Here is a 20,487-nt window from a genome sequence, read left to right as displayed (position 1 = left end):
AGATAATCGATGAAAAAAACAGCGTTACTTGTCATCTCCTTGATGGTGCTGCTCGCATGTACACTTGCAGGTTGTGGAAATACGAAGGCTCAACAGAGTGAGACAAAAACGATACACATTTATCAATTCAAAGTAGAGATATCGGAACCGTTAAACAAGCTGAAGGCAGAATATGAAAAAACGCACCCTGGCATCAAGCTGGATATCCAATCTGTCGGTGGTGGTACGGACTACGGTGCTTCGTTGAAGGCTAAATTCGCATCAGGCGATCAGCCGGACATTTTTACAAATGAGGGCTACCAAGACCGCGATACGTGGTTGGAGTACTTGGAGGATTTGTCGGATCAGCCATGGGTGAAGGATCTGGACGATTTCGCTCGTAAGCCGATGACAGTTAACGGTAAGATTTATGGACAGCCTATGAATCTAGAAGGATTTGGATTTGTTTATAACAAGGATTTGTTTAAAAAAGCGGGCATAACCAAACTGCCTCAGACAATAGATGAACTGGAGGAAGCAGCCAAGCGACTGAAAGCGGCAGGGATTATACCTTTTGCTAACGGGTATGCGGAATGGTGGGTTCTGGGGAACCATTTTATCAATATCCCGTTTGCCAGACAGCCGAACCCGGAAAGTTATGTTGAGGATTTAAACAAAGGAACGGCTCGCATCCCCGGTAACCCCGTGTTCGATCAGTGGGTGAAGTTGCTTGATCTGACTATAAAATATGGGAACCACAATCCGCTCACGACGGATTATAATACACAAGTGACACTGTTTTCGACAGGTAAGGCTGCTATGATGCACCAGGGGAACTGGACGCAACCGCAAATGGATGGAATTAATCCTAACTTGAATTTGGGTATTCTGCCTGCGCCTATAGACAATGATTCCTCTACAGGAGGTAGACTCGCGGTGGGAGTGGCCTCGAACTGGGTGGTCAACAAAAATTCGCCTGTGAAGCAGGAGGCAAAAGAATTCCTCAATTGGTTGGTCACATCAGAAACAGGCAAACATTATATCACCAAGGAATTTAAGTTTGTTCCTGCCTTCAAAAGTATCACGTCCAGTGACGAGACGACAGGTGATCTAGGTGCAGAAATATCTCGGCATGTGAGGGAAGGCAAGATATGGAGTTGGAACTTTCAACGCTTCCCGAAAGGGCTAAATCAGGATTTAAGCAGTAGTATGCAAGCCTATATTGCAGGGGTTATCACGAAGGACGAAATGCTTCAGCAATTTCAGGAGGCATGGGACAATTTGAAGTATAGATAAAAGAATACCGCTGCATGAGGAAGCAAAGGCTATAGCATGGGCAGGAAGTTTAAAGCCAGCAGGCTTTGACGGTCAAGTGCCGTCAGGGCCTTTTTGATGTGGTTTTATGTGACGAAAGTCACACATGAAGTGGTCCTATTAAGCATTTTACATGTCATATCTTTCCCTTGACAAAAGGTTGCGGTGGCAGGTGTTAAATCAATCAAGGGAATGTTATAATAAACAGGATTTACAGGCACGCATTGCATCTGTGCTTATTTGGTTTGTGCAAATAGGTTACATAGATCCTTTCGACTCAGGATAGTTCGATATGCTGGCGCGAAAGAACGTGACGATAATACCGGAGGGAATATATTATGGCGAAACTGGTGGTTTGCGATCACCCTTTGATCCAACACAAGCTTACATTTATCCGCGATGTGCGGACCAACACCAAGGATTTCCGCGAGCTGGTGGATGAAGTAGCAACATTGATGGCTTATGAAATTACACGGGATATCCCGCTGGAAAGCATTACGGTGCAGACACCGGTTGCTGAGACAGAAGGAAAAGTGATTTCAGGACGTATGCTGGGTCTTATTCCGATTCTGCGTGCAGGCTTGGGTATGCTGGATGGCGTAGTAAAGCTGCTGCCTGCAGCAAAGGTAGGCCATGTGGGACTGTTCCGCGATCCTGAGACGCTGCAACCCGTAGAATACTATACGAAGCTGCCTACAGATGTAACTGAGCGCGAATTGATCGTGATTGATCCGATGCTTGCAACGGGTGGCTCGGCCATTGCGGCGATTGATGTATTGAAAAAGAGAGGCTGTACTCAAATTAAAATGATGAATCTGATTGCTGCTCCTGAAGGAGTCAAAGCTGTGCAGGATGCGCATCCTGATGTAGACATCTATGTCGCTGCATTAGACGAGCGTCTGGATGATCATGGATACATCATTCCGGGTCTTGGCGACGCGGGAGACCGCTTGTACGGAACCAAGTAGACTGCCCATGGCGGTTCGGCAAAATCTATGGACGTTATGACAGGTCGTTTTTCTGAATAATGGAAGACCTGTAAAGCGGACATTTATTATGAAAAGGAGTTCAACAGAAAATGTCCAAAATCAAAGTGATGACAATTTTTGGTGTGCGTCCGGAGGCGATTAAGATGGCTCCTCTTATTTTGGAGCTTCAGCGTCACCCGGAGCATATCGAGTCCGTGGTATGCGTTACGGCTCAACATCGCCAGATGCTTGATCAGGTTCTGGAAGTTTTCAATATTCACCCTGACTATGATCTGGATGTAATGAAGGATCGCCAGACACTAAATGAAATCTCGATGCGGGTACTTCAAGGTCTGGAGCCTGTATTGCGTGAGGCCAAGCCCGATATCGTGTTAGTTCACGGTGATACGCTGACGACTTTCCTGGCCAGCTATGCAGCCTTTATGCAGCAGATTGAAGTAGGGCATGTGGAAGCGGGTTTGCGGACGTGGAACAAGCTTTCTCCATATCCTGAAGAAATGAACCGTCAGCTCACAGGCGTGCTGTCTGATCTGCATTTCTCGCCTACTTCTTTATCGGCTGGAAATTTGCGGAAGGAAAACAAGCCTGAATCGCGAATATATGTTACAGGCAATACAGTAACTGATGTATTTCAGTATACGGTTCGCCAGGATTACGAGCACCCTGTACTGGATTGGGCTCAGGGCAAACGCCTGATTCTTATGACAGCGCATCGCCGGGAATCTCAAGGGGAACCGCATCGTCAGATTTTTAATGCGGTTAAGCGAATTGCGGATGAGTTTGAGGATATCGCTATTGTTTATCCGGTTCATCCAAGTCCGGCAGTGAAGGAACCTGCATTTGAGATTTTAGGCAACCATCCGCGTATTAAGCTGATTGATCCGCTGGATGTCGTGGATCTGCACAATTTTTATCCACATACACATCTGATCCTTACGGATTCCGGTGGGCTTCAGGAAGAAGCACCTTCGTTCGGAGTACCTGTTCTGGTGCTGCGTGATACGACTGAAAGACCGGAAGGAATTGAAGCGGGCACCTTGGAACTGGTGGGTACGAGTGAAGAGAACGTGTACAATCGGACTAAGGCACTTTTGACAGATTCCGCGTTGTACGAATCTATGAGTCAGGCAGCGAATCCTTACGGCGATGGACAAGCATCAGTAAGAATTGTCAATGCGATTTTGCACCATTATGGTGTTCAAACTGAACGTCCTGAAGAATTTCACACAATGTTCACAAAAGGTGTTCGTCCGATATAATTATTCTTTACAAGGCAAGCATACAGTTAAACTGTACGGTTACCAAGGGATACAGCAATTTAAGATGCTTTGTCGTTTGATTTTATACTTTAGGGCGCTAAAATATCTCAATTGACAAAGCATCTTATATTTAAGTAAAATGGACTGGAATTGCAGGGGTGACATGGAAAAGTGGTCAAACCTTCCAAGCAAAACAACAACCGAAATAACACCGGAAATGCCTTTAAGGCTATAGGACTGGTGAGCGCGATCGGCATTGATTTGGCGATATGCACACTGGGTGGTTTCTATGCAGGAAAATGGCTTGATGCCAAACTTGGTGGCTCCGGAATTTGGATTGGCGTAAGCGTTCTCGCAGGCTTGGTTGTAGGCGCATTAAGTATTGCCCTTGTGATCGGAAAGGTACTGAGGGATAACCATGAATGAGATGACCCGTATGCAAAAAATGTTATGGATCGTAGCGCTTGGTATTATGGCTCTGTGTTTCCTGGTCTCCGCCTTCATGCCCCAACATCGTGACATTGCTCACGGAATCATTCTGGGAACGGGAGTAAGCTGTCTAAATGTGCTGTATATGGCCTACAAAATTCGACAGGTTGCGAGTGCGGCCGCCGGTGAAAGAAAGAAGAGAGTGTTTGGTATTGGCTTTGGCGTTCGATTAGGGACCTCAATTTTGGCAGTGGTGCTGGCGATAGAATTTCCGGCCTATTTCCATGAGATCGCTGTAATGGCAAGCCTGGTGACTGGGCAATTTCTTCTGTTAATTATAGGCATCATATTCGCGCTTCAGGAAAAATGATGGCTCAACTGAGAAAGGGGTGAGAAAACATGTTGCATGAATCACCGATTATCCAATTGGGCGGGTTTAACATTGACTTGTCCGTCATTATTATGCTTATTGTGACTTGTGCGATTGTATTTGGACTGGCATTTGCTGCAACGCGCAATTTGTCTGTGGACAATCCAAGCAAGCTGCAAAATTTTATGGAATGGGTCGTAGAATTCGTTCAAGGACTGATTACCAGCACGATGGATTTGAAAAAAGGGAAGCCATTCCTCTCCTTGGGGATGACGCTGATCATGTTCATTTTCGTGGGGAATATGCTGGGCTTACCGTTCGGGATTGTGACCGAATTCGATAATGTGCAAAGTGCCCAAGTATTTGGACATGAAATCATTCCAGTCAAAGAAGCATTAGAACAAGCACAGGCGTCTCACCCGGGCGAAGCTGCCCATGTAGGCATCAGCTGGTGGAAATCACCTACTGCAGATGCAGGGGTATCCATTGGACTGGCTTTGATGATCTTTGTACTGGTTCATTTCCTGGGGATTTTCCGTAATACCAAAGCTTACTTCAAGCATTACGTTCAGCCATTTCCATTCTTTTTGCCAATTAACTTGATTGAGCAGTTCTCAAAACTATTGACACATGGTATGCGTCTATTCGGTAATATTTTTGCCGGCGAAGTTTTGATCAGTGTTCTGCTGAAAATGACAGCACTTGGTGTGGGAGGTATGGTTGCTTCCGTATTGGGACTCGTGGTCTGGCAAGGATTCAGTATTTTTGTCGGCAGTATTCAAGCGTTCGTCTTCACCATTCTGACGTTTGTATACATTTCGCAGTCCATTGACACGCATGAAGAAGAGCATTAGACAAGCTTGTTTTCCGGTTTTTAGTTAAGTTCAGGAGTACGCTTCGCTCTTAACTGCAAATACATGTACAATACAAATACACATCACTAAGGAGGATTTTTAAAATGGGAGTTTGGGCATATATCGCAGCTGCAATCGCAGTAGGTTTGGGCGCTTTGGGCGCAGGTATTGGTAACGGTCTGATCGTAAGTAAAACAGTTGAAGGTATCGCTCGTCAGCCTGAAGCAAAAGCAACGTTGCAAACGGTAATGTTTATCGGTGTAGGTCTGGTCGAAGCCCTGCCAATCATCGGGGTCGTTCTGGCATTCATTTTCTACGCAGGTGCTTAATTGAATGGAAGCAAGGTTTGGCGGGGAAGGCACAGCCATCCGCGCCTTCTTTGTTCGTTTGAACATGAAAGATCCAGAACCGACGTTCACCGGAAAGGAGTGACTTCAATTGAGTTTTAATTGGACAAGTATCGTTTTCACTATCATTGCATTTTTGATCTTGTACTGGTTACTGACGCGTTATGCATTCGGCCCTCTCTTTTCCGTTATGGAGAAGCGCCGTCAGCTTGTATTGCAGCAAATGAATGAAGCGGCACAGACGCGTGAACAGGCTGCTGCTTATGTTGAGGAGCAAAAGCAGGCTCTCCAGCAGGCACGTAAGGAAGCGTACGACATTATTGAGCAGTCAAAACAAACAGGTAACAAGCAAGCGGAGCAAATTATTGTTCAGGCTAAAGACGAAGCTGTCCGCCTGAAAGACGAAGCTGTTCGTGAAATCACAAGCGAGCGTAATAAGGCGGTTGCCGAACTGCGCAGCGAAGTGGGTAAAGCTTCGGTACAAATTGCTTCCAAACTGATTCAAAAGGAAATCAAGGAAGACCAAGTCCAAGGAGAGCTTGTCGACCAATACCTTAAAGAGGTAGGAGGCAAAGCATGAGCCGGGATACGGTAGTTGCCAAACGGTATGCGAAAGCTTTGTTTGAAGTGGCAGAGCAAGAACAGACCATTATGGAAACCGAGCAGGAGCTACGTGCTTTTGTAGAGGCTGTATCGGGGGATGCTGAAATCCGTAAATTCATTAATTCTCCTAACATTACGGAAACGGTCAAGCTTCAAGTTCTGGCTAACAGTTTTGAAGGCAAGCTGTCTGCTTCGCTAATTAACACGATCAAACTGTTGATTCAGCGTAGTAGAGCAGATTTGTTCGAATCTCTCCTTGCCGGATACCTCGATATTCAGGAATATAAGCTGGGGCTTGCTCATGCAAAGGTGTATTCGACTTATGCTTTAAGTGATCAGGAAAAAACAGCGGTAGCCGAGCAATTCGGAGCCCGTGAACATAAAACAATCCGTGTGGAAAATATAGTGGACCCGAGTCTGCTGGGCGGATTGAAAGTGGTTATCGGCGATACACTGTACGACGGCAGTCTGGCCGGCAAGCTGGATCGTCTCGAGAAATCCTTTAACAGACGAGTATAGAAGATAGGGGTGAACACACTTGAGTATCAAACCTGAGGAAATCAGTTCATTGATTAAAAGTCAGATTGAACAATATAAAAATGATATCGAGGTCGTTGAAGTCGGCACTGTTGTTGAAGTCGGCGACGGTATTGCCCGCGTCTACGGACTGGAAAAAGTTATGGCCGGTGAATTGGTTGAATTCGACACTGGCGTATTGGGCTTGGCGCTCAACGTGGAAGAAAGCAATGTCGGTGTTGTTATTTTGGGTCAATTCTCCGACATTCGTGAAGGCGGTCAAGTAAAACGTACAGGTCAGATCATGCAGGTCCCTGTAGGGGAAGCGCTGATCGGACGTGTAGTTAACCCACTGGGACAACCGGTAGACGGTAAAGGACCGATTGCTACAACAGAATTCCGTCCGGTTGAAAGTCAGGCTCCAGGTGTTATGGCCCGTAAATCGGTACATGAGCCTATGCAGACGGGGATTAAAGCTATTGATGCGATGGTTCCGATTGGTCGTGGTCAACGTGAGTTGATCATCGGTGACCGTCAAACAGGTAAAACTTCTATCGCAATCGATGCAATTTTGAACCAAAAAGGCAATGGCATGAAATGTATTTATGTCGCTATTGGTCAAAAACAATCCACGGTAGCTCAAGTTGTTGAAACATTGCGTCGTCACGGTGCGCTGGAATACACGATTGTCGTTACGGCATCTGCTTCCGAACCATCACCATTGCTGTACATTGCTCCTTACTCTGGCTGCGCCATGGGTGAGTATTTCATGTACAAAGGCGAGCATGTCCTTGTTGTTTATGATGACTTGACTAAACAAGCGTCAGCTTACCGGGAATTGTCCCTGTTGCTGCGTCGTCCACCGGGTCGTGAAGCTTATCCGGGTGACGTTTTCTATCTTCACTCTCGCTTGCTGGAACGTGCAGCGAAGCTGAATGATGAGTTGGGCGGCGGATCACTTACCGCATTGCCGTTCATCGAGACACAGGCTTCCGACGTTTCTGCATATATCCCAACTAACGTTATTTCCATCACGGATGGACAGATCTTCCTGGAAGCTGACTTGTTCTATGCAGGGCAACGTCCAGCGATCAACGTAGGTATTTCCGTATCTCGTGTAGGTGGTTCTGCTCAGATTAAAGCGATGAAAAAGGTAGCAGGTTCCCTGCGTCTGGATCTTGCTCAATATCGTGAGCTTCAAGCGTTCTCCCAATTCGGGTCCGACTTGGATAAATCCACAAAAGCCCGTCTGGATCGCGGCGCACGCATGATGGAAATTCTGAAACAGGGCGTTAACCAACCGCTTGCTGTAGAGCAACAAGTAGTGAGCTTGTATACTGCAGTAAAAGGCTTCCTTGATGATATCCCTGTAGCGGATGTAAAACGTTTTGAAAAAGACTTCCTGTCTTTCATGGTGTCTGACCATCAGGACGTGCTTCAATCTATCCGCGACACGAAAGACTTGGTGGCTGATAACGAAGCGGCTTTGAAGGCGGCTATCGAGAAATTCAAAAAATCATTCGCCACGTCGGTTTAATACATTGGAATTGCCTGTTTATGATGAAAGATGTCCTAAGGAAGCGTGCCCTCCGGGTTTTGGCTTCCTTGGCATGTTTTACCCTCTATAACAGGCCCTTTAACATATGTCCGGCTGGATTTGAATCTTACGAAGTGCTTAGACTTGGTCCAAGCTAAGCTAAGAGATTGCTTACGAAGTTAGCTTTGGCTTTGCTAGAGCTTAAAGGTGGTGAAATCATGGCAAAAGGTATGCGCGAGATTAAACGTCAGATTAAAAGTGTGCAGAGTACGAAACAGATCACGAAAGCGATGGAAATGGTCGCTGCATCCAAGCTGAGAAAAGCTCAGGAGAAAGCGGAGTCGGCTCGTCCTTACTCGGAAAAGCTTAAGGAAGTTGTGAGTAGCATTGCTTCTGGAGCGAATAACATCAAGCATCCAATGCTGGAAACGCGTCCGGTTAAAAAGACTGCTTATCTCATCATTACATCTGATCGTGGTCTGGCTGGTGGTTATAACGCCAATATTTTGCGACAGGTTACGCAGACGATTGCTGAACGTCACCGTTCACAGGATGAATTTGTGATTTTCATCATTGGGCGAAAAGGACGGGATTATTTCAGACGTCGTGAATTTCCTATCGCTGAATCGGTAACAGATCTGTCAGATACACCTGCTTTTGCAGATATCAAAACAATTGCAAGCAAGGCTGTACAAGGCTTTGAACTTAAAGAATTTGATGAGCTTTATCTATGCTATAACCGCTTTGTCAACGCATTGACTCAAATTCCAACAGTTGACCGTCTGTTACCAATGGCAACACCGGATTCAGCTACAGCTTCATCCTCATCCTCAATTAACTATGAGTATGAGCCTTCACCAGAAGGAGTGCTGGAAGTATTGCTGCCGCGTTACGCGGAAACGCTCATTTACGGCGCTTTGCTGGATGGTAAAGCTAGTGAACTGGGAGCGAAGATGACGGCGATGGGATCTGCTACGAAGAATGCTTCCAAGTTAATTGGTGAGCTTTCCTTGACCTATAACCGTGCTCGTCAAGCGGCTATTACCCAGGAAATTACGGAAATCGTTGCAGGGGCAAGCGCTCAGTCTTAATCAGGCTTGTTGCGACTGTTTTATAGCATGTCTACACTATTATGATAAATTGCGGGCGCAAAACAAATCAGAGTGGTTCGGATTTGCGGCTGTGCAAGCTTGTAGGAGGGAAACCAAAAGATGAACAAAGGACGCGTAGTGAGCATCATGGGTCCGGTTGTTGACGTTGAGTTCGAACGTGGACAGCTTCCGGAAATCCTGAATGCCATTCATATTGGGACTGTGCTGGAGAGCGGAGTCAAAATTGACCTGACGCTCGAAGCTTCAAAACATCTAGGTGACAACCGTGTGCGTTGTATTGCCATGTCTTCCACAGATGGTCTGGTTCGTGGAGCTGAAGCCATAGATCTGGGAGCACCTATTTCAGTACCTGTCGGCGAAGCTACTCTTGGACGCGTATTTAACGTACTTGGAACGCCAATTGATAATGGTGCTGATATGAGTGAAACGGCTAGAAATCCGATTCACCGTCAAGCTCCTTCTTTCGATGAGCTGACAACTCAAGCAGAGATGCTCGAAACAGGTATTAAAGTTATCGACTTGCTAGCTCCTTATGCCAAAGGTGGTAAAGTCGGATTGTTTGGTGGTGCTGGTGTAGGTAAAACCGTAACCATTCAAGAATTGATTAACAATATCGCTCAGGAGCATGGTGGTATTTCTGTATTTGCGGGTGTAGGTGAACGCACACGTGAAGGAAATGACTTGTATCATGAAATGAGAGATTCCGGCGTTATCAACAAAACAGCGATGGTGTTCGGACAAATGAACGAGCCTCCGGGTGCACGTTTGCGTGTAGCTCTCACAGGTCTGACGATGGCGGAATACTTCCGTGACCAAGAAGGCCGTGACGTGTTGCTCTTTATTGATAACATTTTCCGCTTTACTCAAGCGGGTTCTGAGGTTTCGGCCTTGTTGGGACGTATGCCTTCAGCAGTAGGTTACCAGCCTACGCTGGCTACTGAGATGGGTCAATTGCAAGAACGGATTACTTCTACTAAAAAAGGTTCTGTTACTTCCATTCAGGCGATCTATGTGCCTGCGGATGACTACACTGACCCGGCTCCTGCTACGACGTTTGCCCATTTGGATGCTACAACGAATCTGGAACGTAAAATTTCCGAAATGGGTATTTACCCGGCGGTTGATCCACTCGCATCAAGCTCCCGTATTTTGGCTCCAGACGTTGTGGGTGAAGAGCATTACAATGTAGCGCAAGGGGTAAAACAAATTTTGGCCCGCTACAATGAGCTTCAGGATATCATTGCGATCCTGGGTATGGACGAGCTGAGTGAAGAAGATAAAATGTTGGTAGCACGTGCACGTAAAATCCAGCGTTTCCTTTCTCAACCTTTCCACGTTGCCGAAGCATTTAACGGCTTCCCAGGTAAATATGTGCCGGTCAAAGAAACTGTACGAAGCTTCAAAGAAATTTTGGAAGGCAAGTATGACCATCTTCCAGAAGCGGCTTTCCTTTTTGTAGGAGCCATCGAAGAAGCAGTTGAAAAAGCTAAAACGTTGTAAACAACAGGCAAAGAATAGCCGAGCCTTACGAAGTGAGCTGTCTGTGGACAGCTTCCAGGAGGGATTCAAGTGAGCACGTATTTACTAGAGATTGTGACGCCGGAGCGCCTGGTCTATACAGAACAGGTAAACAGCATCAGTGTTCGCGGCTCGGAAGGCGATCTTGGGATTTTACCCGGACACCTTCCCTTGGTCACTCCCTTGAAGATTGCACCGATACGCATTAAAATCGGTGGTCAAACCGAAGTGATCGCGGTCAATGGGGGCTTTCTTGAAGTCCGCAAGGATAAAGTGGTCATTTTGGCTGAGAGTGCGGAACGTTCCGAAGAAATTGATGTGGAGCGTGCCCGTGCGGCAAGGGAGCGGGCAGAACTGCGGCTCCAGAGCAAACAGGAACAGATAGATCACCATCGGGCGGAAGTAGCTCTGCAACGGGCGCTTAACCGTTTAAATGCTACAAGCATCAGAACCAATAAGAATTAATATTGGATTTTAAGTGGAATTTTAAAAGGGTTCGGCATAGTATACGGATGGAACGACAAGGAGACCACTTCATAACTTCTGCCAAAGAATGTCCGGTAGAAGGTGAGGGAGAACCTTGCTTCCTTCGATCACTGTGATCGGGCCCTTTTTTAGCTGTTATTACCAAATGTACAGTCCTATTTCTTGCCCAGTTGCTAGGTATTTAGTACCTTTTAAATTCACGAAACAGAAGTGATTAATCACATTTTGTCGAAATAAATGTCCTAAAAGCAGAAATAGCACTGGCATATTAGGCGTTCGCCGAGTATTATAAAGAAGTCTGTGACGCAGATGGGAGGAATTATGGTTGAACGGGAAACAGCAATTGGCTGAACAGCTAAGTCAATCGGCGAGTATGACCGCGCTGATCTCCATGATCGTGTCGCTTATCTGTATAGCGTTAGCTTGGTGGGCTTTACAGAGCTTAAAGCTGGATTTGTTAATTCGGCAACCCAAAGGACCGCAGGGCAGATTGCTGCACTTGTTTCTTGCTATAATCTTGGGACAGTTGGTTTCTGGGTTCCTGTTGAGCTACATCTCTTGGAGCCAGATGCTCTAGAATTTGTTTTAACATGAAGTAGGCGGGTTATATGACCTTATGACTGTGTCTCTGCGGGAATTGTCGAATAACATCGCGTCATATTGTTAACAATGGTAAACAAAAGAACCATACATGTATAGCTGGCTGAATCAGTTAGAGTACAATGGTCATCAAGTACAAAAAACGCTTGTATACTTGTTTTAATCAGTGGTATGATGGCAGTTAGGGTATTAGTAAAAACCTTGTTTTTTATGTAATGAAAAAGCAAGGCATGAAAATAGCGGAATATGTTCTTTTTTTCCAGAATGGAAAAGGGAAATGACGCGCGGAGGGAACCATAGATGAGCAAATTTATCGTCCGCGGTGGCAACAGATTGACCGGGAGTGTCAAAGTCAGCGGAGCCAAAAACTCAGTTCTGCCGATCATCGCCGCTTCTCTGCTAGGAGAAGAAGGAGAAAGTGTTATTATTGATGCACCTCCTCTAGACGATGTGATGACCATTAACAAAGTGCTGGAGTCCTTAGGAGCAGGCGTTACATACCAAGATGAGGTCATTCGTGTTGACGCGCGGAAGATAATTTCCTGTGAAGCCCCTTACGAGTGGGTTAGGAAAATGCGCGCATCATTCTTGGTTATGGGACCGCTGCTTACACGTTTGGGACGTACAAGAATCTCGCTTCCAGGCGGATGTGCAATCGGAACGCGACCAATTGATCAGCATTTAAAGGGTTTTGAGGCATTGGGCGCGGAGATTAGCCTGGGCCAAGGTTTTATTGAAGCTAAAAGTAACGGGCGTCTGCGTGGAGCTAAAGTTTATTTGGATGTAGCCAGCGTAGGAGCAACCGAGAATATTATGATGGCCGCTACTCTTGCTGAGGGCGTAACTACCATCGAGAATGCTGCTAAGGAACCTGAGATTGTTGATCTCGCAAATTTCCTGAATGGAATGGGTGCCAAAGTACGCGGTGCGGGCACGGGCGTTATTCGTATTGAAGGCGTCGAGAAGCTGCATGGTGTAAAACATACCGTCATTCCCGACCGGGTAGAAGCAGGTACTTATATGGTTGCTGCTGCGATCACAGGCGGGAACGTATATGTAGAAGGCGCAATATCCGATCATTTGGGACCGGTTATTTCCAAGATGGAAGAAATGGGTGTAACCATTCAACCTGATGAGAACGGAATTCGTGTCATTGCAGATAAGCCGTTAAAGGCCGTTGATGTTAAAACATTGCCTTATCCTGGTTTTCCTACCGATATGCAGTCTCAGATGATGGCACTTCAACTTGCTGCTGAAGGAACGAGCATTATTACGGAAACCGTGTTTGAAAATCGTTTCATGCATGTGGATGAATTTCATCTCATGAATGCCGAAATTAAGGTCGAAGGTCGTTCCGCCATTGTAACTGGTAATGCTAAGCTGACAGGTGCGAAAGTAACCTCTACAGATTTGCGTGCAGGTGCTGCGTTAATTCTGACCGGACTCATTGCGGAAGGTACAACGGAGGTATCCGGCGTACATCACATCGATCGCGGCTACGTTCATTTGGCTGAGAAGCTGACTGGATTGGGAGCGGACATTTACAGAGTGACCGTGGAAGAGTCCAAACTGGATCATTCACCCAGTACAGAGCGCGTAATGCCGGAAGAGACGTCGGGGAATCTGTTTAAGAAGATCCAGCCTTCCCTCGCCTAAGCCTTAACGTATGTAGCTTCATGTTGCATAAGTATATTCTTGTACAATAAAGAACCAAGTCCGAAAGGACTTGGTTTTTTGTTGTTTGCAGCCAGTCTTTTTCATTCTTTCAGTTCTCTTAAAATGGTTCTATCAAAGTGGACGACTTCATATGATTGAAAATATCTGCTGGAGTATATCTGTACTTCCAGCCGGACACTTAGCCCTTTGATGGAGGTTTCAGCCTATGAAAGATTCACAGGTTCGCATCCGTATACCCATTCATCATCCTAAGGAACATTGCCAGGCTTCACTTGCGGAGGAACGCTCTGGCTCTATAGCTACTTCGTTACAGAAAAATAAGCTTATGCAACAGCAGCCGGACACAAGAGGTACATTGCCGACTGGCGTCAAGCCCAATCGGCGTACAACAGCCATGCCTTCCGCTGTGAACTCCGTTGAAACGGCTCTGCCTATCGCTGGAGCAGCGGCCCGTGACACACGCGCTGCAACCCCGCTGCAAGTGACGCTGCCGCACCTGCGTCCATCCGCCGGGCGTACCCCGCGCTGGGGCAGCAGACGCCCATGGCTGCCATTCGCTGCCATGGCAGGGGTGCTGGTGCTTGCCATGGCTGTGCCCGCGCTAATGGCGTGGCCTCGCCAGACGGTGCAGCCGTTGCCGCCGAGCAGTCGCACGGCAGCAGCAGCTGCGCCTAGCGTGACGGCAAAGGGCGAGACGCCCGTCACGCGCTTGCCGGGCGTCCCGCCGATACCGGCGGTGCCGGCTGCTCCAGCGCGCAGCGTGCCGGTGGCGGCAGAGCCGGACGTGCGCGTGTACGTCACGTCTACCGGTCGCACGGAGACGTTACCGCTGGAGCAATACATTGTCGGCGTAGTAGCCGCCGAAATGCCGCCCAGCTTCGAGGGCGAGGCACTAAAAGCACAGGCTATTGCCGCGCGTACCTTTATTGCCCGACGTTTGCTGGCTGATGACACTAGCGGTGCCCCGGCGGGAGCAGATGTGACGGATACTGTTAAACATCAGGCTTATATCTCCAAAGCTAAACTTACTAGAGAATGGGGGCGTTCTGGTAAATCCGCAGAGCTGGCTAAAATTCAGCAGGCTGTACGAGACACCAAGGATACCATCATGGTATATGAGGGTAAGCCCATTACCGCTTCTTTTTTTTCTACTAGCAACGGCTATACCGAAAATTCAGAGGATGTATGGGCGAAGCCAGTACCCTATTTACGAAGTGTGTCAAGTCCATGGGACAAGCAGTTGGCCCCGCGTTATACAGATACCGTCACACTGAGCCGTCAGAGTGTGTTCGATAGATTGGGATTGAGTCGTACTGCAATTGCCGCCTCTACTGGAGGAGGAAGTATGCCAGAGATTCGTATACTCTCCAAGACGGAAGGACATCGCATCAAGAAGATTGAGGTTGGTGGCTCAATCTTTACAGGGCCGGAAATCCGTAACAAACTGGGGTTACGTTCGGCTGAGTTTACGTGGAAGGCTGAAGGGGATCGGATTGCTATAACAACCTATGGTTATGGTCATGGTGTTGGTATGAGTCAGTGGGGAGCCAATGGAATGGCCAAGGAAGGTCATACTGCCACTCAAATTCTCCTTCACTATTATACTGGCATTTCTTTTGCGCAAGCCTCTCGTATTCTAAGTTAGTAAATATTTCGAAACTTTGAAGTATAAAAGAGTTGCACCCGGTAACACTGGTTACTGAGGTGATGAGCAAATGAATGAACAAAATAAAAACCAGAACCAAAACCATGAAGAAACACCCAAAACCTTTCAGGGTGGAAGAGCTTCACGGCCGTCTTCGTGGAAAAAGCTGTTGTCCAAAAGGTGGGCATACCCGGCAGCCTACATTGCCGCAGCAGCCATTATACTAACCTTAGTGTGGGTCTATCAGGATGCCAGCCAGAAGTCTTTCAAACCTGACCCAGCTAGTCCATCGGTACAAAGCACAAGTGCAGTGAATACCGATGTTAACGGACAACAGCCAGAAAGCGTGGAAGTAGTTGCCCAGTCGGAAAATATCGCATGGCCAGTGACAGATGCTGGCGCAGTACAAGTCGTAAAGCCGTTCTTTGATGAGAACGCAACAGCTGATGAGCAGGCGGCAGCTATGGTAGAGTACGATAAAACATTTACCGCTAACACTGGAATTGATCTTTCCCGGGCCGACGATCAGGCGTTTGAAGTGAGAGCCGCCCTGAGTGGCAAAGTATCTCGTGTAGAACAACATCCGCTGGTAGGTAATGTCGTAGAAATCACGCATGATAATAATCTCAAAACGGTGTACCAAAGCTTGAGTGATCTGAAAGTAAAAGAAGGCGATCAAGTGAAACAAAACGATGTGATTGCTTCAGCGGGTCGTAACGAGCTTGAAAAGGATTTGAAAACACATCTGCATTTTGAAGTGTATCAGGATGACAAGCCGGTGAATCCAGCAGGTCTGCTTCCTAAAAAATAAATTTGGTCATGGCTTTGCATGCAAAGCGGGGAATCCATATTCCCTGCTTTTTTCTTGTGTAGTTTTTGTGCATAAGGTAAACATAAGCTGCTTTTGCCAAATAAATAGGCCTTCCGAAGCATGTCTTCCCGCCAAACCGCGAATATATAGGCACGCTCCTCATATAATGTACCAAACTATCCACAGTAGGGAGGCGGGAGCGTGCACGATTACATCAAGGAACGGACCATCAAAATCGGTCGCTGTATCGTGGAAACAAGGAATACGGTCCGTACGATTGCCAAGGAATTTGGTGTCTCCAAGAGCACGGTGCATAAAGATCTGACCGAACGGCTGCCTGAAATCAACCCGGATCTTGCCGATCAGGTGAAGCACATTCTCGAATACCATAAATCCATCCGCCATCTGAGGGGAGGAGAAGCGACGAAAATTAAGTACAAAAAAACGAGTGGTAAACGAAGGGAGATCCTCGTTTCCGGCAAGTCCTAAAAATATATACTGAATTGGCTGGCAAAGCCATTGAATCAACCCCCTGAAGTATGATATGTTAAAAGATGGTACAAGACGAAAAATGACATGTAACCGTAGGTTTATACATATATTTGCCGCTTCTTGTCGAATCTTAGCTTTTAAAATATCACTTTGGGGGCCTTTTTAATATGTTCAGTAATGATATCGGTATCGACCTCGGTACGGCCAACGTGCTTATCCACGTCAAAGGGAAGGGGGTTGTTCTTGACGAACCTTCCGTTGTCGCGATAGAAAGCGATACAAAAAGAGTTCTGGCTGTCGGAGAGGAAGCGCGCCGTATGGTGGGACGTACTCCTGGTAATATCATAGCCATCCGTCCATTACGTGATGGTGTCATCGCCGATTTTGAAGTAACAGAAGCGATGTTAAAATATTTTATCAATCGGGTAGGGGGAAAAAGCTGGTACAGCCACCCTCGTATTCTAATTTGTGCGCCGACGAACATTACCTCAGTGGAGCAAAAAGCGATTCGTGAAGCGGCGGAGCGTAGCGGGGCCAAGGAAGTATTTTTGGAGGAAGAACCAAAAGCGGCTGCCATCGGGGCAGGAATGGATATTTTTGAGCCTAGTGGCAACATGGTAGTGGATATTGGTGGCGGAACGACTGACGTTGCAGTCCTCTCTATGGGGGATGTCGTAACAGCTTCTTCCATTAAAATGGCAGGGGACAAATTTGATACAGCCATCATGAAATATGTAAAAACGAAGTACAAGCTTTTGATCGGGGAACGTACGGCTGAGGATATCAAGATTGCTATCGGAACCGTGCATCCGAGCGGACGGCGTGCAGAAATGGACATCCGTGGACGGGATATGGTATCCGGATTGCCCAAAACGTTAAGTATTTCTGCGGATGAAGTGCAGGATGCGCTTAGAGATCCTGTGTCGGCGATTGTTGCTGCGGCCAAGTTTGTATTGGAGCAGACCCCACCGGAACTGTCAGCTGATATTATTGACCGTGGTGTTATTTTGACTGGTGGCGGTGCCTTGCTTAGCGGATTGGACGAGCTGCTTGCTGAAGAGTTGCGTGTTCCGGTACTGGTCGCCGAAGATCCGATGCATTGTGTCGTTAAAGGTACAGGAATTATGCTGGATAATTTGGATCATGTGGTTAAGAAAAAGTTCTAATCTGCCGATAGTGACTATAAGAGACTCGTGTGCGGTCAGACAGGTTGCCTGCCTCCGCGCGAGCATATGATTTTAGCAGAGTATAGGATTGGGGTGCACCATACATGTTGAGAGGTTTATATACTGCGGCCGCCGGATTGATGACACAACAACGACGCCATGACACCGTGACGCAAAATATTGCTAATATGAATACGACGGGATACAAACAGGAGAACAGTGTTCAGCGTTCTTTCCCCGAGATGCTTATTTCCATGACGGGTGGTAACCCTGATAACCCGGACCGTACGGTCGGCAAGCTCAATACTGGCGTTTTTGCTGAGGAAAGCCTCTCCCCTTACATTCAGGGAGCATTAAAGGACAGTGGACAAGCGACGGATTTCGCGATACAGTCCAATATTAATGTGAACGACCCAGCTACTGGTCAACCTATGGCTTTTGATCAGGCAGGGAAATTCATCAATGCTAACGGTGAAGTCACCTACCGTCCAGAAGCGTTTTTTACGGTGCGGGACAGTAATGGTAACGTTCGTTATACACGTGATGGACATTTTCAAGTAAATGGAGCAGGAGCATTGCTTTCATCGACTGGCTCAGCGGTGCTGGATACGAATGGAAAGCCAATTCAATTGACGGGGGCTGTCTCAGCGCTTAAAGTAAATGAGCGGGGCGAATTGGTAGATAGCCAGTCCAACCAGACGTTAGGGAAGACGCTCGGTATTAGTGTCATTGATCGTCCGTACCAGCTCGTTCGTGAGGGCAATGGAAATTTCCGCCTGAATGATACGGACGGTGCTACAGCTAGAATGATGACCGCTAATGACGCTGTATCCGTTCGTCAAGGTTATCTGGAGGTATCTAATGTAGATGCTTCACAGTCGATGGTGGATATGATGGCTGCGTTGAGAGCGTATGAGGCGAATCAGAAGGTAATTCAATTTTATGATAAAAGCTTGGACAAGGCCGTTAATGAAGTAGGCCGTGTATAACAGGGGGTAAGTGATGAACAACTCCATGATTGGCGCAATGGTATCTATGGCCAGTGTGCAGCAGCGTTTGGATTTAATTGCCGATAATATTGCTAATATCAATACAGTTGGTTATAAGAGTAAACAGGGTTCCTTTGAAGATGTATTGGCCAATGTGCAGCAACAGCCTTCAACGTATCTCCAAAATGGACGAGCCATGCCGCTCGGCTATAATTTGGGCTACGGAGTTAAAACGGCCGCAATCATGAAAAATATGGAGCAAGGTCCGCTCAAGGAGACGGGACTTCCTACCGATCTGGCGATTCAAGGTAATGCCATGTTTGAAGTCCAGGGGAATGGGCAAAAAGCTTGGACCCGTGACGGTAGCTTTCATTTTGTTCCTGATCCAAATGATAGTGCGACGATGATGTTGACCACTGCTGAAGGTTACTCCGTGCTGGATAACAATGATGTTCCTGTGACTGCTCCAGCGGGTTCCAAGGTGGCTATTAACTCGGATGGCGAATTGCTGATTCGTGCTAATGGAATTGGGAATCCGACGGTTGGTCAGAGAATCAAGCTAATGGATGTACAGCGTCCAGAGGGACTGGAACAGCGGGATGATAACCTATTCGTGTTGTTGAATGGTGTAACAGAGGCAAATGTATTCGGAGCAGCAGGTGTGGCAGGTGCTGTTCCAGCGGACGTATCTGTGCGTTCCGGTTATCTTGAGGAATCTAATGTGGATTTAGCGGGCGAAATGACGGATATGATGCAAGTTCAGCGGATGTATCAAATGGCGGCACGGGCACTAACTTCTAGCGATACGATGATGAACCTGGCCAACAATCTGAGGGCTTAAGGATTTGGTGATGAAAGAAGAACAATCTGATTCCCGTCCGGTGCCTGAAAAGACGAAGTCCCGCTGGCGTACTGCTCGTTATTTCATAGTTCCGTTGCTGCTCTTGTTATCGCTGTTAGGCGGCTTAATTGCAGGATATGTAATTGTAGGTAAGCAAGGGTTGTCAGGCGTGTTCGAGTGGAAAACCTGGCAGCATGTCATTGATCTTATATTTGCGCCTTAGTTTACTTTAAATGAGTGGGGGCGGGAAAAGTCGCTCCGCGAATGATTTGATCTTACGATCGCTGTTGCAGCGGGATTTTCTTATTTTATAAATTATTCAGATGTAAAAATCCCGTTGCAAAGGCGAACGCTCGCGCTTCTCCAGATTCAAATCCTTCGCTCCGCTGCTACCCGCCATCAGGGCCACTTTTATTAAAATAAACCACCAGCAATTTGTGCGGGTAGTATATAACAAAACCCTGTGCCAGTGGCGCAGGGTTTTGTTATGCTTTTAAGGGAGGGGCCTCCAGCGTAGCACGCATGGATTGTGGCCAATGAAGGCCATCACAGAGGCCTTCGGTTTTCTCTGCCCTTCACGGCAAGCGAGTATTATTGAAGCGAGGCTTCCTTTTGAGCCAAAAGTAACTCGGCGGAGGGATTTATTTGAATCTGGAGAAGCGATAGCGTTCGCCTTTGCCCCTAAATTTTAACCTTGCAGGTTTTATAAAATGAGAAAATTTAGGGGCAACAGCGATCGGAAGATCAAATAAATCGTGCAGCCCCTCCCCCTTTGCTCAATTGAATCTCCGCTTCACCCCATAATCGGAGCACCCAATATGGTACTTCCGCGTAATTTTCTTTTTGCATCTGTTAACTGTATAATGATGGGGAAGTTTATAACACTGCGGGGTAAAACCAAGCACGGGCAAAAGGGCTTCTTCGCGCCTCAGGTTGCATAACCGGCGGAAAAA

At 47.0% G+C, this 20,487-nt stretch carries 22 protein-coding genes; all 22 read left to right on the top strand.

What is annotated here, in order from left to right:
• Positions 1-9: 9 nt before the first annotated feature.
• Positions 10-1,275: an ABC transporter substrate-binding protein gene (locus AOU00_RS10425; protein ID WP_069290544.1), complete on the top strand. Its 1,266-nt coding sequence runs from the start codon at positions 10-12 to the stop codon at positions 1,273-1,275.
• Between the two features lie 356 nt (positions 1,276-1,631).
• The gene (gene upp / locus AOU00_RS10420; protein ID WP_013312332.1) at positions 1,632-2,261 is read left to right on the top strand and encodes a uracil phosphoribosyltransferase; all 630 of its coding nucleotides are present in this window, start codon (positions 1,632-1,634) and stop codon (positions 2,259-2,261) included.
• Positions 2,262-2,371: 110 nt separating this feature from the next.
• The gene (wecB, locus tag AOU00_RS10415) at positions 2,372-3,541 is read left to right on the top strand and encodes a non-hydrolyzing UDP-N-acetylglucosamine 2-epimerase (RefSeq protein WP_061832041.1); all 1,170 of its coding nucleotides are present in this window, start codon (positions 2,372-2,374) and stop codon (positions 3,539-3,541) included.
• Between the two features lie 171 nt (positions 3,542-3,712).
• The gene (locus AOU00_RS10410) at positions 3,713-3,967 is read left to right on the top strand and encodes an AtpZ/AtpI family protein (RefSeq protein WP_023990711.1); all 255 of its coding nucleotides are present in this window, start codon (positions 3,713-3,715) and stop codon (positions 3,965-3,967) included.
• On the top strand, positions 3,960-4,340 hold the full coding sequence (locus AOU00_RS10405; protein ID WP_013312329.1) for an ATP synthase subunit I: 381 nt from the start codon (positions 3,960-3,962) through the stop codon (positions 4,338-4,340). The genes AOU00_RS10410 and AOU00_RS10405 overlap by 8 nt, the downstream gene beginning before the upstream one ends.
• 29 nt (positions 4,341-4,369) lie before the next feature.
• Positions 4,370-5,194 carry a F0F1 ATP synthase subunit A gene (gene atpB / locus AOU00_RS10400; protein WP_069290543.1) on the top strand — a complete coding sequence of 275 codons (825 nt, stop codon included), beginning with the start codon at positions 4,370-4,372 and terminating at the stop codon, positions 5,192-5,194.
• Between the two features lie 104 nt (positions 5,195-5,298).
• Positions 5,299-5,523, top strand: coding sequence for a F0F1 ATP synthase subunit C (atpE, locus tag AOU00_RS10395; RefSeq protein WP_007432750.1), 225 nt, complete (start codon positions 5,299-5,301; stop codon positions 5,521-5,523).
• 109 nt (positions 5,524-5,632) lie between these two features.
• Positions 5,633-6,121 carry a F0F1 ATP synthase subunit B gene (gene atpF / locus AOU00_RS10390; RefSeq protein WP_069290542.1) on the top strand — a complete coding sequence of 163 codons (489 nt, stop codon included), beginning with the start codon at positions 5,633-5,635 and terminating at the stop codon, positions 6,119-6,121.
• A complete protein-coding gene (locus AOU00_RS10385; protein WP_061832042.1) occupies positions 6,118-6,663 on the top strand; it encodes a F0F1 ATP synthase subunit delta in 546 nt (181 codons plus the stop codon). Before atpF ends, AOU00_RS10385 begins: the two co-directional genes overlap by 4 nt.
• Before the next feature lie 19 nt (positions 6,664-6,682).
• Positions 6,683-8,197, top strand: coding sequence for a F0F1 ATP synthase subunit alpha (gene atpA / locus AOU00_RS10380; protein WP_013312325.1), 1,515 nt, complete (start codon positions 6,683-6,685; stop codon positions 8,195-8,197).
• 218 nt (positions 8,198-8,415) lie between these two features.
• The gene (atpG, locus tag AOU00_RS10375; RefSeq protein WP_069290541.1) at positions 8,416-9,288 is read left to right on the top strand and encodes an ATP synthase F1 subunit gamma; all 873 of its coding nucleotides are present in this window, start codon (positions 8,416-8,418) and stop codon (positions 9,286-9,288) included.
• A gap of 120 nt (positions 9,289-9,408) precedes the next feature.
• Positions 9,409-10,809, top strand: coding sequence for a F0F1 ATP synthase subunit beta (gene atpD / locus AOU00_RS10370; protein WP_013312323.1), 1,401 nt, complete (start codon positions 9,409-9,411; stop codon positions 10,807-10,809).
• 69 nt (positions 10,810-10,878) lie between these two features.
• Positions 10,879-11,292 carry a F0F1 ATP synthase subunit epsilon gene (locus tag AOU00_RS10365; protein ID WP_013312322.1) on the top strand — a complete coding sequence of 138 codons (414 nt, stop codon included), beginning with the start codon at positions 10,879-10,881 and terminating at the stop codon, positions 11,290-11,292.
• A 346-nt stretch (positions 11,293-11,638) separates the two neighbouring features.
• Positions 11,639-11,890 carry a DUF1146 family protein gene (locus AOU00_RS10360; protein WP_013373430.1) on the top strand — a complete coding sequence of 84 codons (252 nt, stop codon included), beginning with the start codon at positions 11,639-11,641 and terminating at the stop codon, positions 11,888-11,890.
• A 323-nt stretch (positions 11,891-12,213) separates the two neighbouring features.
• A complete protein-coding gene (gene murA / locus AOU00_RS10355; protein WP_013312320.1) occupies positions 12,214-13,569 on the top strand; it encodes a UDP-N-acetylglucosamine 1-carboxyvinyltransferase in 1,356 nt (451 codons plus the stop codon).
• A 226-nt stretch (positions 13,570-13,795) separates the two neighbouring features.
• Complete coding sequence (spoIID, locus tag AOU00_RS10350) at positions 13,796-15,235, top strand: stage II sporulation protein D (RefSeq protein WP_069290540.1); 1,440 nt, start codon at positions 13,796-13,798, stop codon at positions 15,233-15,235.
• A 70-nt stretch (positions 15,236-15,305) separates the two neighbouring features.
• A complete protein-coding gene (locus AOU00_RS10345) occupies positions 15,306-16,046 on the top strand; it encodes a M23 family metallopeptidase (protein ID WP_069290539.1) in 741 nt (246 codons plus the stop codon).
• Positions 16,047-16,247: 201 nt separating this feature from the next.
• Positions 16,248-16,535, top strand: a complete 288-nt coding sequence (gene spoIIID, locus AOU00_RS10340; protein WP_007432737.1) for a sporulation transcriptional regulator SpoIIID — start codon at positions 16,248-16,250, stop codon at positions 16,533-16,535.
• 170 nt (positions 16,536-16,705) lie between these two features.
• The gene (locus AOU00_RS10335; protein ID WP_023990703.1) at positions 16,706-17,704 is read left to right on the top strand and encodes a rod shape-determining protein; all 999 of its coding nucleotides are present in this window, start codon (positions 16,706-16,708) and stop codon (positions 17,702-17,704) included.
• A gap of 104 nt (positions 17,705-17,808) precedes the next feature.
• Positions 17,809-18,693, top strand: coding sequence for a flagellar hook-basal body protein (locus tag AOU00_RS10330; protein ID WP_069290538.1), 885 nt, complete (start codon positions 17,809-17,811; stop codon positions 18,691-18,693).
• A gap of 13 nt (positions 18,694-18,706) precedes the next feature.
• Complete coding sequence (locus AOU00_RS10325) at positions 18,707-19,534, top strand: flagellar hook-basal body protein (RefSeq protein WP_061831646.1); 828 nt, start codon at positions 18,707-18,709, stop codon at positions 19,532-19,534.
• 10 nt (positions 19,535-19,544) lie between these two features.
• Positions 19,545-19,757 (top strand): DNA-directed RNA polymerase subunit beta, encoded by a 213-nt coding sequence (locus tag AOU00_RS10320; RefSeq protein ID WP_061831651.1) that lies wholly within the window; start codon positions 19,545-19,547, stop codon positions 19,755-19,757.
• The last annotated feature ends 730 nt before the right edge of the window (positions 19,758-20,487 follow it).

The organism is Paenibacillus polymyxa (assembly GCF_001719045.1).
Lineage (GTDB): Bacteria > Bacillota > Bacilli > Paenibacillales > Paenibacillaceae > Paenibacillus > Paenibacillus polymyxa_B.
Note: the sequence above shows the minus strand (reverse complement) of the source record. Positions and strands in the feature narration are given on the sequence as shown.

Bases quoted from the DNA above. Each gene is read 5' to 3' on its own strand.
- wecB (WP_061832041.1), top strand. From the start codon at position 2,372: ATGTCCAAAATCAAAGTGATGACAATTTTTGGTGTGCGTCCGGAGGCG.
- atpE (WP_007432750.1), top strand. From the start codon at position 5,299: ATGGGAGTTTGGGCATATATCGCAGCTGCAATCGCAGTAGGTTTGGGC.
- AOU00_RS10325 (WP_061831646.1), top strand. From the start codon at position 18,707: ATGAACAACTCCATGATTGGCGCAATGGTATCTATGGCCAGTGTGCAG.
- upp (WP_013312332.1), top strand. From the start codon at position 1,632: ATGGCGAAACTGGTGGTTTGCGATCACCCTTTGATCCAACACAAGCTT.
- AOU00_RS10320 (WP_061831651.1), top strand. From the start codon at position 19,545: ATGAAAGAAGAACAATCTGATTCCCGTCCGGTGCCTGAAAAGACGAAG.
- AOU00_RS10425 (WP_069290544.1), top strand. From the start codon at position 10: ATGAAAAAAACAGCGTTACTTGTCATCTCCTTGATGGTGCTGCTCGCA.
- atpB (WP_069290543.1), top strand. From the start codon at position 4,370: ATGTTGCATGAATCACCGATTATCCAATTGGGCGGGTTTAACATTGAC.
- AOU00_RS10345 (WP_069290539.1), top strand. From the start codon at position 15,306: ATGAATGAACAAAATAAAAACCAGAACCAAAACCATGAAGAAACACCC.
- spoIID (WP_069290540.1), top strand. From the start codon at position 13,796: ATGAAAGATTCACAGGTTCGCATCCGTATACCCATTCATCATCCTAAG.
- AOU00_RS10405 (WP_013312329.1), top strand. From the start codon at position 3,960: ATGAATGAGATGACCCGTATGCAAAAAATGTTATGGATCGTAGCGCTT.
- atpD (WP_013312323.1), top strand. From the start codon at position 9,409: ATGAACAAAGGACGCGTAGTGAGCATCATGGGTCCGGTTGTTGACGTT.
- AOU00_RS10330 (WP_069290538.1), top strand. From the start codon at position 17,809: ATGTTGAGAGGTTTATATACTGCGGCCGCCGGATTGATGACACAACAA.
- AOU00_RS10335 (WP_023990703.1), top strand. From the start codon at position 16,706: ATGTTCAGTAATGATATCGGTATCGACCTCGGTACGGCCAACGTGCTT.
- AOU00_RS10385 (WP_061832042.1), top strand. From the start codon at position 6,118: ATGAGCCGGGATACGGTAGTTGCCAAACGGTATGCGAAAGCTTTGTTT.
- murA (WP_013312320.1), top strand. From the start codon at position 12,214: ATGAGCAAATTTATCGTCCGCGGTGGCAACAGATTGACCGGGAGTGTC.
- atpG (WP_069290541.1), top strand. From the start codon at position 8,416: ATGGCAAAAGGTATGCGCGAGATTAAACGTCAGATTAAAAGTGTGCAG.